The organism is Flavobacterium movens, assembly GCF_039581425.1.
Classification (GTDB): domain Bacteria; phylum Bacteroidota; class Bacteroidia; order Flavobacteriales; family Flavobacteriaceae; genus Flavobacterium; species Flavobacterium luteolum.
Genome location: NZ_JBCPXY010000001.1, coordinates 79848 through 97067 on the forward strand (window position 1 = coordinate 79848; position 17220 = coordinate 97067).

General features: G+C 33.4%; 17 protein-coding genes and 1 tRNA gene. 9 read left to right on the forward strand and 9 right to left on the reverse strand.

What is annotated here, in order from left to right; translation table 11 throughout:
* Window positions 1-62 precede the first annotated feature (62 nt).
* The 5 genes from AAYQ05_RS00355 (at window position 63) to AAYQ05_RS00375 (ending at window position 3516) form a co-directional block, all read left to right on the forward strand.
* Complete coding sequence (locus AAYQ05_RS00355) at window positions 63-491, forward strand: hypothetical protein (protein WP_343540456.1); 429 nt, start codon at window positions 63-65, stop codon at window positions 489-491.
* Between the two features lie 77 nt (window positions 492-568).
* A complete protein-coding gene (locus AAYQ05_RS00360; protein ID WP_343540458.1) occupies window positions 569-1393 on the forward strand; it encodes a DUF6597 domain-containing transcriptional factor in 825 nt (274 codons plus the stop codon).
* 71 nt (window positions 1394-1464) lie between these two features.
* A complete protein-coding gene (locus AAYQ05_RS00365) occupies window positions 1465-2430 on the forward strand; it encodes a nitrilase family protein (protein ID WP_343540459.1) in 966 nt (321 codons plus the stop codon).
* Window positions 2431-2503: 73 nt separating this feature from the next.
* On the forward strand, window positions 2504-3010 hold the full coding sequence (locus AAYQ05_RS00370) for a GNAT family N-acetyltransferase (protein ID WP_343540461.1): 507 nt from the start codon (window positions 2504-2506) through the stop codon (window positions 3008-3010).
* A 122-nt stretch (window positions 3011-3132) separates the two neighbouring features.
* Window positions 3133-3516 carry a helix-turn-helix domain-containing protein gene (locus tag AAYQ05_RS00375; RefSeq protein WP_343540463.1) on the forward strand — a complete coding sequence of 128 codons (384 nt, stop codon included), beginning with the start codon at window positions 3133-3135 and terminating at the stop codon, window positions 3514-3516.
* A 152-nt stretch (window positions 3517-3668) separates the two neighbouring features.
* On the opposite strand, the gene AAYQ05_RS00380 is transcribed toward AAYQ05_RS00375, so the two are convergent.
* The 3 genes from AAYQ05_RS00380 to AAYQ05_RS00390 form a co-directional block, all read right to left on the reverse strand.
* A complete protein-coding gene (locus AAYQ05_RS00380) occupies window positions 3669-4352 on the reverse strand; it encodes a KilA-N domain-containing protein (RefSeq protein WP_445709707.1) in 684 nt (227 codons plus the stop codon).
* Between the two features lie 139 nt (window positions 4353-4491).
* A tRNA-Ser gene (locus AAYQ05_RS00385) sits at window positions 4492-4578 on the reverse strand.
* Window positions 4579-4626: 48 nt separating this feature from the next.
* Window positions 4627-5508 carry a LysR substrate-binding domain-containing protein gene (locus AAYQ05_RS00390; RefSeq protein ID WP_343540464.1) on the reverse strand — a complete coding sequence of 294 codons (882 nt, stop codon included), beginning with the start codon at window positions 5506-5508 and terminating at the stop codon, window positions 4627-4629.
* 90 nt (window positions 5509-5598) lie between these two features.
* Here AAYQ05_RS00390 and AAYQ05_RS00395 point away from each other — a divergent pair, with 90 nt between their 5' ends.
* Complete coding sequence (locus tag AAYQ05_RS00395) at window positions 5599-6843, forward strand: MFS transporter (RefSeq protein WP_343540466.1); 1245 nt, start codon at window positions 5599-5601, stop codon at window positions 6841-6843.
* A gap of 235 nt (window positions 6844-7078) precedes the next feature.
* On the opposite strand, the gene AAYQ05_RS00400 is transcribed toward AAYQ05_RS00395, so the two are convergent.
* From AAYQ05_RS00400 to AAYQ05_RS00425, 6 genes are all read right to left on the reverse strand, one after another.
* Window positions 7079-8110: an asparaginase gene (locus AAYQ05_RS00400; protein WP_343540467.1), complete on the reverse strand. Its 1032-nt coding sequence runs from the start codon at window positions 8108-8110 to the stop codon at window positions 7079-7081.
* Window positions 8100-9236, reverse strand: coding sequence for a 1-acyl-sn-glycerol-3-phosphate acyltransferase (locus AAYQ05_RS00405; protein WP_343540468.1), 1137 nt, complete (start codon window positions 9234-9236; stop codon window positions 8100-8102). The genes AAYQ05_RS00400 and AAYQ05_RS00405 overlap by 11 nt, the downstream gene beginning before the upstream one ends.
* A gap of 63 nt (window positions 9237-9299) precedes the next feature.
* A complete protein-coding gene (locus AAYQ05_RS00410) occupies window positions 9300-10079 on the reverse strand; it encodes a TatD family hydrolase (protein ID WP_343540469.1) in 780 nt (259 codons plus the stop codon).
* 303 nt (window positions 10080-10382) lie between these two features.
* A complete protein-coding gene (locus AAYQ05_RS00415) occupies window positions 10383-12035 on the reverse strand; it encodes a S41 family peptidase (protein ID WP_343540471.1) in 1653 nt (550 codons plus the stop codon).
* Between the two features lie 129 nt (window positions 12036-12164).
* A complete protein-coding gene (locus AAYQ05_RS00420) occupies window positions 12165-12890 on the reverse strand; it encodes a CDC27 family protein (protein ID WP_343540473.1) in 726 nt (241 codons plus the stop codon).
* Between the two features lie 2 nt (window positions 12891-12892).
* Window positions 12893-13477, reverse strand: a complete 585-nt coding sequence (locus tag AAYQ05_RS00425) for an RNA polymerase sigma factor (RefSeq protein ID WP_177211300.1) — start codon at window positions 13475-13477, stop codon at window positions 12893-12895.
* A 130-nt stretch (window positions 13478-13607) separates the two neighbouring features.
* On the opposite strand from AAYQ05_RS00425, the gene AAYQ05_RS00430 reads away from it, so the two are divergent.
* The 3 genes from AAYQ05_RS00430 to AAYQ05_RS00440 all read left to right on the forward strand — a co-directional run bounded on the left by AAYQ05_RS00430 (window position 13608) and on the right by AAYQ05_RS00440 (window position 17141).
* Window positions 13608-13907 (forward strand): hypothetical protein, encoded by a 300-nt coding sequence (locus AAYQ05_RS00430; RefSeq protein ID WP_343540475.1) that lies wholly within the window; start codon window positions 13608-13610, stop codon window positions 13905-13907.
* A gap of 185 nt (window positions 13908-14092) precedes the next feature.
* Entirely contained in the window at window positions 14093-15076 is a 984-nt protein-coding gene (locus AAYQ05_RS00435) for a hypothetical protein (protein ID WP_343540476.1), read from the forward strand.
* 112 nt (window positions 15077-15188) lie between these two features.
* Window positions 15189-17141, forward strand: coding sequence for a PKD domain-containing protein (locus AAYQ05_RS00440; protein ID WP_343540477.1), 1953 nt, complete (start codon window positions 15189-15191; stop codon window positions 17139-17141).
* Window positions 17142-17220 lie beyond the last annotated feature (79 nt).

The window sequence follows — 17220 nt, forward strand, 5'->3', positions numbered from 1 at the left end:
TGATTTTTTACAATGATTTGGTTTTCACAATTCTGAATTTTACATCAATAAAAACAGGAATTATGAAAACAAATCTTTTAATCGGAATTGCCTTTTTGACATTGCTAGCTTATAAAACAAATGCTCAATCAACAACTATCAATTCAGAAATTAAACCTAAAAAATCAGAAACCATGCAGCAAATTTTTATTGATAAATTTATCGTTCCCGAGAAATCAAAGCAAGAATTTTTAGAACGAGTACGAATCAACCGAAACTTCATAAAACATTTAAACGGATTTGTAAATGACAATGCTTACGAACGTACCGATGAAAATGGCAATTTAATTTACATCACAATTGCAGTTTGGGAAAATGAAACCGTCTTAAAAAAAGCAAAAGAAGCGGTACAAGCTCATTATAAAAAAGAAGGGTTCAATATTTCTGAAATGTTCGAAAGACTTCACATCACTATGGAGAGAAACATCTACAAGGAATCAGAAAAACTATAATCGAAAAATATATCTAATTTTGTACGAAGTTAATTCTTGATGATTTAAACTTAAAAAAGCAAATTAAAAAAAAGATCATGCAAGTTTCTCCACCAAAAGAATTATCACCTTATATCAAACATTATCTATTTTTAGATAATGCAGAAACTGCAATTCAAAAATTTCGTTTGTTTTCTGATGGCAATACTGGAATTGTATTTTCTGTAAAAAGCAAACTTATTTCTGGAATTAACAAACAGCAAATAAAAAATTATTTGCCTGTTTCGTTTTTATACGGACAACTTAATGGCTTTAAAGATCTTTATTCTGAGAATGAAATAACTCTAATCATTGTCGTATTTCAACCCAACGGAATGCATCAATTATTAGGAATTCCTGCCAGTGAATTTCACGATTCTATTATTCCGGTAGAAGATGTGTTTGACCAAAAGATTATTGAGCTACAGGAACAACTATCAGAAGAAAACAATCAGACTCGTATTGAGCTGTTAAATCAATTTTTCAAATCAGCAATTACTTCAAAACCTTCTTCAAATCAGTTAATAGTAAATCACTCTTTAAATTTTATAATTGACAAGAAAGGTCTTTTTTCTATAAAACAATTGGTAGAATACACGGGTTATACTGAAAGACACCTCGAAAGAAAATTCAAAGAATGCATTGGGCTTAATCCTAAGAAATTTGGCAACGTTGTACGACTGCATTATTTTTTGAAACTATTGAAAAACAAACCCGACGATATCAATCTAACTGGAATTTGTTACGACGCTGGATTTTCAGATCAATCTCATTTAATAAAAGAGTTTAAAAAACATACCGGAATTACTCCAACAGAATATGTTTATAACACCGGAAAATTAGCCAATAATCTTATCAAAAGATTTCCTGCTTCAACATTCTAAAATGTCGGTTTTGTACAATTCATGACGTATTGATAAAGCTATTTTTGATCGAATAATTAATAGCTTACAATATGAAAAATCTAAAAATCGCCACCGCTCAGTTCGAAAATAAAAGTGGCGACAAAAACTATAATTTATCTGTAATTGAAAAACTTTCTCAAAAAGCTTCTCACGAAGGCTGTGATGTAATTTCTTTTCATGAATGCTCTATAACCGGATATACATTTGCAAGAAACTTATCAAAAGAACAAATGCTGGATTTGGCAGAATTGATCCCGAGTGGCGAAAGCATTTTAAAATTGATTGAAATTGCCAAAAACAACAACATTGTAATATTGGCGGGGTTATTCGAAAAAGACGAAAACGACAATCTATTCAAAGCCTATGTTTGTGTAGATAAAAATGGTTTAGTTGCTAAATATAGAAAACTGCATCCGTTTATAAACCCGTATTTAACACCTGGAGATCATTATTGTATTTTTGAAATTGAAGGCTGGAAATGCGGTATTTTAATTTGTTATGACAATAATATTATCGAGAATGTACGCGCTACAAAACTTCTAGGCGCTGACATTATATTTATGCCTCACGTAACGATGTGCACACCTTCGACCCGACCTGGCGCTGGTTTTGTGGCACCTCAGCTTTGGGAAAATCGCGAAGCCGATCCAACTTCGTTACGATTAGAGTTTGACGGAATGAAAGGTCGTGACTGGTTAATGAAATGGCTTCCAGCAAGGGCTTATGACAATGCGATTTATGCCATCTTTTCGAACCCAATTGGCATGGATGACGATCAATTAAAAAACGGCTGTTCTATGATTATTGATCCTTTTGGAGATATTCTAGCCGAATGTCGCACTTTTGATGATTCTTTTGCAACGGCACTAATTACTCCCGAAAAATGTAATCTTGCAGGAGGAAGTCGCTATATAAAAGCTAGAAGACCAGAATTGTATAGAGCTATTATTGGTCAAAATCATGAATCGGAACAAAATGTTGTTTGGTTGAACTCTGATAAAAAAAGCATAAATTAAACATTTCTCCTCTCTAAAGCTATTGAAAGATTTACCTTTGAAGATTCATTAATCGACAGAATAAAGCTTAATAATGGAATTTTTTAAAACTACAAACGAAGATATCGATGCTGTTTTCGATATTTACAATCAAGCTACATCGTATCAAAAAACAGTAAACAATAAAAGTTGGAGAGGTTTTGAAAGAGCATTAATAGAAAAAGAAATTGCCGAAAATCGTCATTTTGTAATCAAAGAAGGAAACGAAATTGCCTGTACATTTGTACTTACTTTTGATGATTTAATTATCTGGAAAGAAGCCAGTAAAGATCCTGCAGTTTATTTACATCGTATTGCTACAAACCCGAAGTTTAGAGGGCAATCTTATGTCAAAAAAATTATTGATTGGGTTAAGCAATATGCTAAAGAAAATAATAAAGAATATATTAGACTTGATACGCACAGCGGTAACGAAAGAATCAATAAATATTACACCAGCTGTGGTTTCGAATACAAAGGAATAAGCACCATCGAATGGACAAACGAATTACCAGAACATTATAAAGAAGGTTCTTTTAGTTTGTTTGAGATTAAGCTTTAGTGTTTAATTAATTGTCTGAAAAACTGTATTTTTGCATATATATTGAAAGCTGTATCTTACAAAAAACGCCTGTTTTTTACCAAAATATTATTTTTATTTAAGATTTTAAATATCTTTGATTTATGAGCACAACAACAAAACCAAGTCATATAGGACGCAAGATCAGCCGAATTCGCGAGCTGAAAGACATGAAGCAAGAAGCTTTGGCACAAGCTTTAGGAATGAGTCAACAAAGTGTTTCTACCATGGAAAATAGTGAAACCATAGACGAAGAAAAACTAAAAGAAGTTGCAAAAGCACTTGGAATGACCGTTGAAGCAATTAAAAACTTTTCGGAAGAAGCTGTAATTAATTACTTTAATAATATTTATGATCAAGGAGTTTTCAACACTGGTAATTATTGCAATTTCAATCCTTTAGACAAAGTTATTGAACTTTATGAGCGTTTGGTTCAGGCTGAAAAGGATAAAAATGAGTATTTGGAGAAGTTGTTGAATAAGAAATAAAAGCTTTTACAATACATTATTTTAACTTGTCTAGGTTTATATTACCTAATAATGATTTTATTTGTGTTATAGCAATAGCATTCAATTGTTCTAGACGTTGACTTTGTATCATCCCTTTATTTATTAAAACAGCATTAATACTTTCAATGTTACTAAGTTACAACTAGTTGTTCAATTGTTGCCTCATCCCTTATATTGCCTGTGCTATTTGGGTTCTCAATACGCCATTGTTTTGCTGTTTTTCCAAACAATGCTACATTTAACAAGTCTGCTTCATCTGCATATATAAAATTTATTTTTTCTTTAGTAAGCAATTGAGGGATCAAATTCTCTTTTATAGCATCAGTATGTATCTTATAATTTACTTTTGCTAAAGTTCGCTGTAAATTCCATGTTAGATTTAGTCTTTCATTTTCTTCTTCTTTAAGTCTTTGAAATTCTTTTACTAACAATAGTTGAAACCTAGGACTAATCCACATCCCAAAATGAAAAGCTATGTCTTTGTGTCCGTAAGTCCCTCCATATCGCCCAGCAGTTGCAGTAAGTCCTATTGCACCTGTACTTTCTATCCAATGTTTTACTGAAAGCACAAAATTATTACTACCTGCTTCATTTTTAATTATACCGAATTCGGTATAATTAAAATCTGGATTGTACAATGCTTCCCATTCTCCAAGATATTCAATTGTACTTTTAAGGCTCAGCCATTTTATAATTACAACTTCTTGTAATTGACTACGTGCCATATCGGTTAAAGAAATATATTCTTCTCCTCCTTTTTTTGATAAGATAGTAATTTGAGTTCCTTCAACATTAATACTTTTTCCTTTTGCCATTCTTTTTTAATAAAATCATTTATACTCCTCCAAGCTTAATAATTACAACTTAATAGATTTAACACATTATAGAAAGTTAATAAAAAAAACCTCGAAATATACATTTCGAGGTTTGGTATTATTTTTAGTTAAAAACTCGCAGAAAGGAAGGGATTCGAACCCTCGATACAGTTACCCATATACTAGCTTTCCAGGCTAGCTCCTTAAACCACTCGGACACCTTTCTATTTTGGTCTGCAAATAACACAAAAAAAATCGAGTTTAAAAAGTAAAATCAAGATTCGTTTATACTTTTTCGAAATTCTTCCATAAACAATTTTACCGCTTTCTTTTGATAACTGCCAATTGTCAGCATAAACGAATCTCGCTTGGTTACTACGCCTGTAATCTGAATCGCTTTAAGACTATGCTCCCAACCTTTCAAAGCTTTTTCGGCCACAATGGTTGCCCAATCACTGTTTTCTACCATTTGCAATAGCGCATGAATCGAATTTAACTCGATCGAAATTTTCGGATTCATATTGTGTTTTGCAAACAGCAATTCAACATATTCTCGCGAATTGGAACCTTTTCCTGGAAGAATTAATGGCACTTCATCTAATTTCTTAAATGGTATTTTTTCTAGTTCCGCCAAAGAGTTCGATTTTGAAACCGCCATCACCATGTTTGAGGTAAACAAAGGCACTTTCTGAATTGGAGGTCCAATCTCATGCGATGAAATTACCAGAACCAAATCCAATTCATTATTAATCAGTTTTTGTTCTAAAGCTTCTGTTGTGCCATATTCTACAACAATTCTTAAATTCAGATATCGTTTGGCAAATGCATTTACAACAGGCAGAATCAATAATCCGAAAATATAGGTTACACCTATTCGGAGTTCTCCACCAATCATTTCGTTTAAATCTTCAATCGCCTGTTTTCCGTTTTCGACGTTTTCAACCACTTTTTTAGCATGAATCAAGAAAACTGCTCCAGCTTCTGTCAATTGTACTTTTTTTCCAATTCGCTTAAACAATGGCATTCCCAATTCTTCTTCGAGTTTTTTAATTTGCTGCGAAAGCCCAGATTGCGTTACAAAACACAATTCAGCTGCTTTGGTAAAATGCAAAACCTCAGCGGTTTTAATAAAATATTGCAGTTGATAGATTTCCATATTGATAAGTTTTACTACTTATTATCAGTAAAATTATTAATTTTTCTAATGAAATCATAATCCCGACCTTTGTATTAAATATTTAGGACTATGTTTAAAGCGTTAAAATCAAAAAATTTCAAGTTGTTCTTTTATGGACAATCTGTTTCAGTAATTGGAACCTGGATGCAGAAAACCGCCGTAAGCTGGATGGTTTACAGCATAACTGGATCTGTTTTTCTACTGGGATTAGCGACTTTTTTAAGCATGATTCCGTCTTTATTTCTGGCACCTCTTGCGGGAAGCATTATTGGCCGTTACGATAGACACCGTGCCATGATGGTTTTGCAATCTTTGGCGATGCTTCAAGCCGGAGCTTTGGCTTTGCTCATTTATCTTAAAATTTACAATATCAATTTTATTTTAGCATTGAGTTTAATTCAAGGAATTATTAATGCTTTTGATATGACGTGCCGTCAAACCATGATGATTGATATTGTCGATAATAAAGAAGATCTTCCAAATGCTGTGGCGCTTAACTCCACTTTAAACAATTTTGCTAGAATCGCTGGACCGGCACTTGCGGGAATTATTCTGCATCAATATGGAGAAGATATTTGTTTTATCGGAAACTTTATTAGTTATGTGCCCGTCTTAATTTCGTTGATGATGATGAAAATCACACCACACATTAAAGCCGAAAACAAATTAAATATGCTGGACGATCTTATAGAAGGCCTTGATTATGTGAAAAAAGAAAGCGAAATGGCAAGAATGCTTTTGATGCTGACTTGCAGCAGTTTGTTTGTAATTTCTTTTAACACCTTAATGCCCGTTTTCGCCAAAGATATTTTTAGCGGAAATGCCGAAACTTTCAGTTGGTTTGAGAGCGCTGCCGGAATTGGTTCTGTTATATCAGCAATTTATTTGGCCAATTTAAAATCGTCTGAAAATATGGGAAAACTAATGATTGCTGCCAGCTTATTGTTAGGTTTCAGTATTATTATTCTAGCAGTTTCAAGTAGTATTACAATTGCATTGATCTGTATGACTTTAAGCGGTATCGGAATGATGGGACAAACCTCATCGATTAACATTTATATTCAGACTCATAGTATTGTTAGTATGCGTTCTAGAAGTATTAGTTATTATATGATGGCATATCAGGGAATGATTCCTGTTGGAAGTTTAATTATCGGTTATGTTTCTCATTCGCTTGGCGTAAGAACTACCGTTGCCATTCAGGGAATTATTTGTATTCTTTCTGTTATTGTTTATGTGTATTACAAGAAACAAAAAGCTTCAGAGGAGGATTTGGAGACTTGTCCGGTTGAGTATAGAAATTCCAAGTTTTAAAGGTTCTAAAAAAAGAAGTTCCAAATTCCAATTGCACATAATCTTGTCATTTCGACGAAGGAGAAATCTTCGCGAGAAACTCGACAAAGGTTGGCTTATTGGAACGGAGTTACTTGTGGAGATTTCTCCTTCGTCGAAATGACAAACTTAGCAGGTTAATTTACTAAAAAAGAAAAATCCCAAATTCCAACTTTAGATTTTGGAATTTGGGATTTAACAATATTGGAATTTTTATTTAAAGAGAGATTTCCCCTCGAAGTGCAGTCTCAAAAATATCTTTAAACTCGTTTTGCGGAATATCATGTCCCAACAAATACATTAATTTAGTAATTGCTGCTTCTGTCGTGATGTCTTTTCCAGAAATAACCCCTAGCGATTTTAAAGCAGTACTCGTTTCATATTGTCCCATATTGACACTTCCTCCAGAACATTGGGTTACGTTTACGATATGCATTCCAGATTTAATGGCTTTTTCTATTAGATTTAAAAACCAATCTTCGGTTGGAGCGTTTCCAGAACCATAAGTTTCTAAAATAATTCCTCGTAATCCTTTAGTAGAAAGGATCGAAGCCAGAACTACTTCGCTCATTCCAGGAAACATTTTGATGATGGCAACATGATTGTCCAAATTCTTATGAACGATCAGTTTTGCGTCTTTATTTACAGGAAGAAATAAATGTCTGTTTAGTTTTAAATGAACACCAGATTCTACCAATTCAGGATAATTTGGCGCTGTAAAAGCCCTAAAATGTTCAGCATTTACTTTAGAAGTTCGGTTTCCGCGATATAATTTGTATTCAAAATACAAACAAACTTCATTAATAACAGGCTTTCCGTCTTCTAAAAGTGAAGCAATTTGTATTGCTGTAATCAGGTTTTCTTTTGCATCGGTACGCAAATCTCCAATTGGCAATTGCGAACCTGTAAACACAACTGGTTTTGCTAAATTTTCCAGCATAAAACTCAATGCCGAAGCCGAATACGACATGGTATCTGATCCGTGAAGGACAACAAATCCGTCGTAAGCGTTGTAATTTTCCTCGATAATGGTGGCAATTCTTGTCCACATTTCGGGATTCATATTCGAAGAATCAATTGGATCTTCAAACGAAATCGATTCGATTTCACAGTCCAATTGTTTAATTTCCGGGATTTTCTGAATTAATTTACCAAAATTGAAGGCTTTCAACGCTCCAGTTTCAAAATCTTTGCTCATACCGATGGTTCCTCCGGTATAAACTAATAGTATTCTTGCTTTAGATGACATCTTGGTATTTCAATTTATTGACAACAGGATTAGCGTACATAGCCAAAAATCCTTGTCTTGTCACAGGATTATCGCTTCCGATTCTCATTTCTAAACGACGCTCAAAAAGCTGTTTTTCGCTTTCTTTATATTTGTGAGCAAACTTGTCTGTTTCGTTTAAAATATCGTAAGCAATAAAGTTTGTTGGCCATAATTGGTAGTTTTTCAAAATAACATCATCAATAGTTTGTGCCAAAGCCTGAACTTGCTTGTTTGCATTGTCATTTTCAGCCACAATCTGATCGATTTCTGTATCTAGAACATCGCCAACAGAAATATGTATTCTTTTCTTAGTTCCCATGATACCACTTATAATGGTCATGAAATCTTCGTTTTTGTCTTTTACGTAAACTTCGTTGTTCGCTTCTGCCATTAATTGTGGCATTTTCAAAACATCGGTAGGATCATATTCATAAGAAATAGAAACTGGAACAATTTTTAATTTCTTGAAATAATCCATTAAGTTTTCTTCGTCAGAACCCATTCCAATCATTTTTAAAACACCTGGATTGGTTTCGTCATTTCCGTCTTTTGTTCTTCCTTCTCTTTGTGCAATCCAAACCGAACGATTTTCGCGAAGCAATAATTGTCCCATATATTCAGACAATAACTTGGAACTTTGCAGCATTTCTCGAGGCGTTAATCCTCTTAAAACCAAAAAGTTTCTGTTTAATTTTGCTAAAGTTGCCAAGAAAGCTTTCTTCACTAAATTATCACCAATTGCCGAAGCAGTCATAACCAAACCATGTTCGAATAAACAAACGTTCAATAAGGTTGTATCTAGAAGAATATCTCTATGATTTGAGATAAACAGATAAGAAGTATTAGGTTCCAGTTTTTCAAAACCTGAAGTTGTAAGACCTTCAGAGCTTTTTTCTAAAACTTTCTGGATTGTATTGTAAATAAAATTGCATTGAAAATCACGAATAGAATGTGTTTTCTTTAATTGTTCCTTCCAAACCTCATCTTCCACATCCGGAAAAGTAAAGTTCATCATGGTTTTCATCATAGGATGATTTACCACACCATGAAGTGCTTCATTTATTTCGGAATCATAAAACGGTCGAATGGCATCAAATCTCTGCATTATTTATTTGGGTTTAAGTGGGCAAAAGAACAAAAAAAAAATTAAAGTTTTGTAAGGCTTAAGTTAAATACCAAAAACGTCCTTTGAATTTTGAGTTGTAATTGTTGCAATTTCTTCGGCAGAAACACTATAAATTTCGCTTAATTTGGCAATAACATTGACTAAATAGCTGCTTTCATTTCTTTTTCCTCTGTAAGGAATCGGTGCTAAATACGGCGAATCTGTTTCTAAAACGATGTGTTTTAAATCGATTTGATTTAAAAACTGGTCTATTTTTCCGTTCTTGAAAGTAACAACACCGCCAATTCCTAATTTCATATTGTAAGAAATCGCACGCTCTGCTTGTTCTAAAGTTCCGGAAAAACAATGAAAAATCCCAAATAAATCTTCACATTTTTCTTCCTCTAAGACTTCAAAGATTTCATCAAATGCTTCTCTGCAATGAATTACGATTGGCAATTTGTACTGTTTTGCCAGCTGAATTTGTTTTTTAAACGCAATTTGCTGTTCTTTTAAATGCGTTTTATCCCAATATAAATCGATCCCGATTTCACCAACTGCATAGAATTTTCTTTTGGACAGTTCGTTTTCAACATGCGCCAATTCTTCCAGATAATTATCTTTCACGTAAGTGGGATGCAAACCCATCATTAAGAATATATTTTCAGGATAATTTTTCTCCAAATCGTACATAGATTGAGTCGCGGCAGCATCGATTGCAGGAATAAAAAAACGGGTAATTCCGGCATCAATAGCGCGCTGAATCATTTCGTCACGATCCTGATCAAATTCTTCAGAATACAAATGGGTATGGGTATCGGTAATAACGGGTGTTGAATTCAAGTCTATAATTTTAAAGTAGCAAAATTACGACAATATTAAAAGAATAGCAATTCCGCACGATTGGTACGCAGATGAAAAGGGATTCACTTCATGAAAACACTTATAAAAATGGATTTTCTGTATTTGATTAAAAAGAAAAACCTTTGTCAAAGTTTAAACTTTGACAAAGGTCTGAATAATAATAACCAATTTTTTATCATGCTGAGGAACGAAGGATCTCACAAGAAGCTTCGAGGAGAAAACCCCCATTTTTTCTCTCGATCAGCTAGTGCGATCCCTCGTTCTTCAGAACGATAATTGGAGTTATTTTCCTGTTTCTATATATAGCAAAGCCCGTTCCAAAACTTCATCTTTGCCTTGTTGAATGCCTAAAATTGTTGGTTTTATTTCAATATCAGGTACAATTCCTACACGTTGGGTTTCTCTTCTGTCTGGGTAGTAAACGCCAATACCAGAAAAATTAGTGTGATAACCACTAAAATCAAATTCAAAAACATTTCCGTCTGCTCCAGCGGTCTGACTGCCAATAATTGTGGTATTTCCTGCTGTTTGAAAACACATCGCCGTCCATTCTGACTGGCTTATAGAATCTTCATTAAGCAATACAATCACTTTTCCTTTATAATGGTCTTTGTTTTCAAATCCTGCATTTCTTCCATCCGTCCAATAGTACTTGCCTGGATAATTTAAATAGGGATAAGTATAAATCACAAATTTCTCTTCCTTAGCATTTAAAAAATTCGAAATTTCTGCATAAGTACCTTGCGGATAATTTCTTATATCAAAAACAATTGCCTTTGTATTTTTTAAAGCTTCAACCATATCTGGAATGTTTTTGGGTTTTATCACTCCCATATTAACATAGCCAATATTATTGTCGAGCAGTTTAAATTTATCTTTCTTTTTTTGAGCTCCTTTTTTAAACTCATTTCGATGTGAATCGTGATAGTTAAACCAAGTCATTGACTTTGTTTCGTATTTTCCATCTTTTAAGAATTCTACGTTTACCTTTTCAGATTCGCTCATTAAAATTGTGCGCAAAACTTTATCCAGAAAAGCAACGTCGTTTGAAGCAGAAACAATATCTCTTTTCTCTTCAATAATTTCTTTAATGCTCTTATCATTTATTTTAGTAATTACAGTCCCAATTTTAATATTGTCGACCTCTGCAAGACTATCTCCTAAAATCTCGGTAATTACTAATTTTTCATCTATTACTTTACCTGTTGCAGGAAAATAATAATAACTCTTTTTTGCTGTTTCTAAAGATGGATATATATGAAACTCAACATGAGTATCATTGAGTTTTGCTGCTGCTTTTCTCAATACTTTATAAAAATCTTCTGGCGTTTTGGACTCAACAACAGAAGGCAATAACTCATTTAAAGTTTTATCCCATTTCTGATCCATTATGTATTTGTACGGATAATAATATTCTACCACATTCCAATATGCATAAAACATTAAAAGCTTTGAATTTTTATTAGTGTAATCAAGATTAAAATAGTTTTTTAAATTTTTAAAACCGTCAAAACTTGGCCCAAATTCTTCATTATTTTGAAATCTATTTTCTTCAATAAATTTTAATTTCTTTGAAAGCTTTTTTGAAAACAGTTTGTCGCTGTTAATCCAACTTAAATCAAAATTTTTATCAAAGAACTTTACGTCTTTTGGTATTGCAATTGGCGCTATTTCTTTTACAGGCCCCAAATCATCGATCCAATTTTCCAGAATTAATGAAAACTCTTCTTTGGTTTGTGCTTTCTCTATTTTAGGCAATTTTTCCAAAAGCTCATTATCCCAATTCAATTCTCCACCAGCAACTTTGGGGTGATAATATTTTAAAAACCCCCAGACTTTACAGGTTGCATAAAGCTTTTCGGTCTCTGTAATTTTAGTAGCGCTAAAAATGCTATGAGAAAAAACAATAAAAAGCAACAATGTAAACTTCTTCATTAAAAGGGTAGGTTTAGGTTAAATGTTTTGGGCGAATTCCTTTAAAAAGAAAATCGAATTTAGAACTAAAATTCCAAATTCGATTGAGGTTTTCCGTAAACGGATAAAATTTTTCTTAATAATTGTATTTTAGTCCAATTCTTCCGAAAGCTGTTCTACTTGATCATAGTCTTCATAATCCTGAGAAATTGTCTGCAAAATGTCTTTACATTCTTTATATTTTCCTTGTTTTAGCTTAGATAGAGCCAGATTCCATTTTGCTTTTTCTTTATAAACAGAATTTCCTGCTTCCAATTCTTTAAAAATAGTTTCTGCCTTTACATATTTGTCAACCTGCAATAAGGATACTGCATAGAAATATTTAATTTCGTCTGAATTGTTTTCTTTCAAAATCATTTCAAAAATCGGAATCGCGGTTTCATATCTTTTTCCGTTGAAATTATTCTCTGCTTGTTTTAAAATAGCCTCAGACACACCTCTTTCTGTAAAATAAGCGCTTTCCGGATGATTGTAATCTTCAAAATTAGGATAATGTTTATAATCAAAGAAAAACAATCCGAACATAATAATCACAGATGCTGCCGCCGCAAAATACCACGGTTTAAGCGAAACCACTTTGTTTTGTTTCTTATGGAAATATTTATCCGAAATTTTAGTGAGGTTTTCTTTAAAGACTTCTCTCTCTTCTTCTTGTCCAAATTTATTTTCCAATTGAAAATGCATTTCTTTGAAACTTTCAAATTCTGAAGCCAATTCTGGATCTTCAGATAGTTGTTTCTCCAAATTGTGTTTTTCATCAACGGTCAGTTCGCCTTGAAGATATTGATCAAATAATATATAGCGTTCTTCGTTCATGATTAATTGTTTTTTAAAGAGTTAAAATTTTTCGCTTCTTGAATCCACTGCGTCAGCTGGCCCACGCATAAAGATTTCTTTTTACGCACATAACCATAAGTCACATTGAGTTTCTCGGCCACTTCTTCCATTGATTTTAAAGAAAAACTAAGTTTCAAAACTTCTTGGCATTTCTCTCCTAGTTTCTGAAACATAGTTTCGAAAAGTTTCTGTTTTTCATCAAATTCTTCGGCTTGTGCAACCAATTCGTGAGCAGATTCATTGATAGATACTACATTCTCATAAATTGTTACCCCTTTATTAGCAGAATTTTTCAATTCGTTCAGCCATCGCCTTTTACACAATAAGAAAAAATAAGCATCAAAAGGACAGGTTAAAAAAAGTTTACCGGCTTTCGCCTGATTAAAAAGCAGAATCATGATTTCCTGAACTACGTCCTGCGCCTGATCTTTATCTCCAGAGTTATTGGTGATAAACTGCACGACTTTGGGCGCAAATTTTTTATATATCATCTCGATAATCACTGAATCGTTTGCAGCAAGTCCGTCGATATATTTTTGATCAGGATGAATTTTATTTTGATCCATAAAAAGACATTTTACAGCTAATTTAAAAAAAAGAATCCTAAAAACTTTTAAAATAAGAGGTAACAATAATACAATCAATTGTATATAACGAAACAAAAGTCTTTTAAAAACCTTTAAAAAATTAAAAGAAATGGAAAGTTATCAGTTTATAGACGAAAAAAATCTAGATCGGTTTTACGAAATAATCGCCGCCAAAACACGCAATGGTTTTGTAATTACAGAACAAAATGAGAAACTGCCTTATGTGGTTTTGTCTAAAGAAAAGAAAACCATAAATCATGCTTTTCATTTATTTCTTAGCATCATCACTTTCGGTTTTTGGGCCATTGTCTGGATTTATCTTATTCTGAAATTCTCTCGCAAAAAAAACATTTTGGTTGCCATAGACGAAGACGGAAATCTATTTGAAGACAAATGCATTTCTGCTTAAAACAAAAAATCAGGGGTAACAAATTTTATACTCCCTTGATATAGCGATATACAAGCCTCTTAAAAATATTTTTAGAAAAGAAGGGTAACAAAATCAAACCCGAATTGATTTAACTAAAAATTAATTAACCAAATCTGAAAATCCTCTGAAAAGATTCAGAACAGATTTATAAAAAACTAGAAATTATGAAAACAAATTTAAAAAAAATCGGACTTTTAATACTAGCTATGACAGCTTTTACAAGCTGCGACAATACTGACGGAGACGATATTAAACTTTCTCCACCAACTTCGGCAGCATTTAAAAGCATTAGCGAAAAAGGAGTAAAAAGAAACACGCAAAATTTTACTATGACCGCAGGAAATGGTGTTGTCACTTTAACTTCGGCTAAAGGTGTAAAACTTAACATTAATGGAGACTGTTTAACCAAAAATGGAAATCCGGTAACGGGACAAGTCGATATAGAATACATTGAACTTTTTGACAAAGGAAATATGCTGGTAACCAACAAACCAACTATGGGACTTACGGCAGACGGAAAGAAAAATCTTTTGATTTCTGGAGGAGAATTCTTCATCAAAGCAACTCAGGGGGGAGTCGAATTACAAACCTCATGCAGCATGAACATGATTGTTCCTACTGCATTAACAAATGGTTTTGATAATTTAATGACTTTATGGACTGGAGTTATTGATGAAGATGGCGAATTGGCCTGGAGAGAAGCAAAAGCAAATGCTGACGGAACCGGCGGAAAAGGTGGCGTACAAGGCGAAGGAAACAATTATTATGTAACTTTTGGAAACTTTGGATGGACAAACGTAGACCGTTTTTACAGTGATCCAAGACCAAAAACAACTCTTTTGGTAGATGTACCAGATGGATACAATAATACAAACAGTGCTGTTTATCTTTCTTATGATGGAGAAGGCACAAACGCTCTAGCCAAACTGGATACTTTTACTGCTGAAGGTTTGTTTAGCGAACATTATGGACAAATTCCGATCGGATTAGCATGCCACATCATTTTTGCTACTGAAGATAATGGTAACTGGCGTTATGCGATAAAAGGAGTGACAATTTCTGCTAATGCGGTTTACGAATTTAATTTATCCGAAACAACAGTCGGTACCGAAGCTCAACTTATTGCAGCAATTAATGCCATACAGTAGCTTACAAATGCTTTTTTTGAGAAAAAGTGATGATTTGCTCATCACTTTTTTTTACATTTAATCTTGTTTGAGATTTCATTCAGAAATTTTTAAACCTCAAAACTATCTAGTTATGAAACCACAACTGTCTATTTTCTTTATTTTATTTTCTATTCTCTCAATAGGACAAACCAAAGTGAAAGACACCATAACCCGAAGAGCCAATATAGGTTTTATACAAAACGGAAATCAGGTTTCTTTTAAACCCGAAACACCGCCTTTGATTCCAATTGCAGGTGCGCCAAAACCAAGTTATTCTTATTTATGGGAATTGGGAGACGGGCATTACAGTAAAGAAGCCGAACCTAAACATGTTTATAAAAACAAGGGCACTTACACCACAAGACTTGCTGTAACCAATAATTACGATAACGGAAAACCTCCAGCAACTCGCCCTAAAAAAGTGGCCGTAAACGACATTACAGATACGAATTATAAAGACATTGCTTCTATTGCCGATCAGAATGGTTTTGCGATTATTAAAAACTGTGATCCTATTCCAGAACAGGAAATGGTAGTCGTTGTGAGTTATCAAAATCTGGAGAATTATGTTTCTAGCGGAAAGCTTTATTTGTTTTATAATGAAAAGCAATTTAAACACAATAATTTCGAATTAAGCGATTTCAGAACTTATGCGGGCGAACGTGAAGTAAAAGAAAACTTGGTCGCTGCGGTTGATGATTTAAATGATTCGAATAATTTTCTGGCTTCCGCCGAAGGGAATTCTAAAACCAAAAAATACCGAAATACCACAACCGAAGAAGATTTAGACGCTTCTCTTTTAGACGCCAATAAAACGTATCATAATGTTTCGATTTTAGAATTTGATGATGCGAATCCTGGAGAAACCCGAAATGTTTTTTATACTTTCAAAACTACTCCCGAAATGATAAAGGATACCAGTGCAACAGTTACGATGCGAGGTATTTTTGTGCCGAATAGAAGTTATAAAAACCACAAAGTAAAAAATCTGGAAATGGAAATTGTGACTTCTCACGATCCTAATAAAATGGGTTCTAACGGAAGTTTTATGAATTACAGATTAGTGCGTTTTAAAAGAGTAAATTTTAAAACGCGTTTTCAGAATAATGGTGAAGGTCCTGCAAGGAAAATTCATTTGGAAACCGATGTTCCGGAGATGTTCGACAAAAAAACTTTTCAGATTGAAAGCATGTATCCAGAATGTCCAATTTGCCCAAAAGGTGAAGAACCAACTGTTAGCTGTCTCGATACGATCATCAAACAAAAACAAATTATTTTTACCTTCAAAAATATTTATCTGCCTGGAAGCGAACAGAAAAATGTACAGGAAAAAGATTCGACAAAAGGTTTTGTGAAATACTCTATGAAGTTTGGCGAAGATTTTCATAAAGTAAAAACCAAGAGCCGAACTGCGATTATATTTGATAAAAACGAACCTATAATCACCAATTACGCTACTACCCGATTCTTGCCCGGAATTTCGATTGGCGCAAAAGCGGGTTATAATTTTTATCCCGATTTAGATAAATCGACCAGTTATTTTGTGGGCGCGACACTTTCGCCTTTTAAATCGTATCGCTTTTATTGGCAGGTAGAATGGGAAAATGCTTTAAACAAATACAATAGTGCTGTAAATGTCTCCGAAGAGTTTACTACAAATGCCAACGGAACAAGGCAATTGGTACGCACCACAACTGCAACCGAAAATAAAAATATTAATTGGGAAATTCCAGTTTTAATTCGCTACAACATCAATAATTATATCGGAGTTGGAGCAGGAATTCAGGCAAATGTCAACGTATATTCAGAACAAAATCAAACGATCACAGTCGATACTTACGAAGGCGATAAGGGAAATTCTTTAACCAGTTCGACAACAAATTCAAATACCATAAAAAATAATTTTACAGATGTTAAAGCAGGACTTTTATTTGATCTAACAGCTGGTTTTGCTAGAATCGGACCAAGTTTAGGTGCGCGTTATGTGATTAATTTTGAACAGAATTTTAATTATTTTCAGGTTTATGGAATTTGGAAGTTTTAAAGATTATACCACAGAGAGACACAAAGTCTTTTTATTTTGCGAATCTCTGCGAAAAAATCTTCGTGCATCTCTGCGAAAT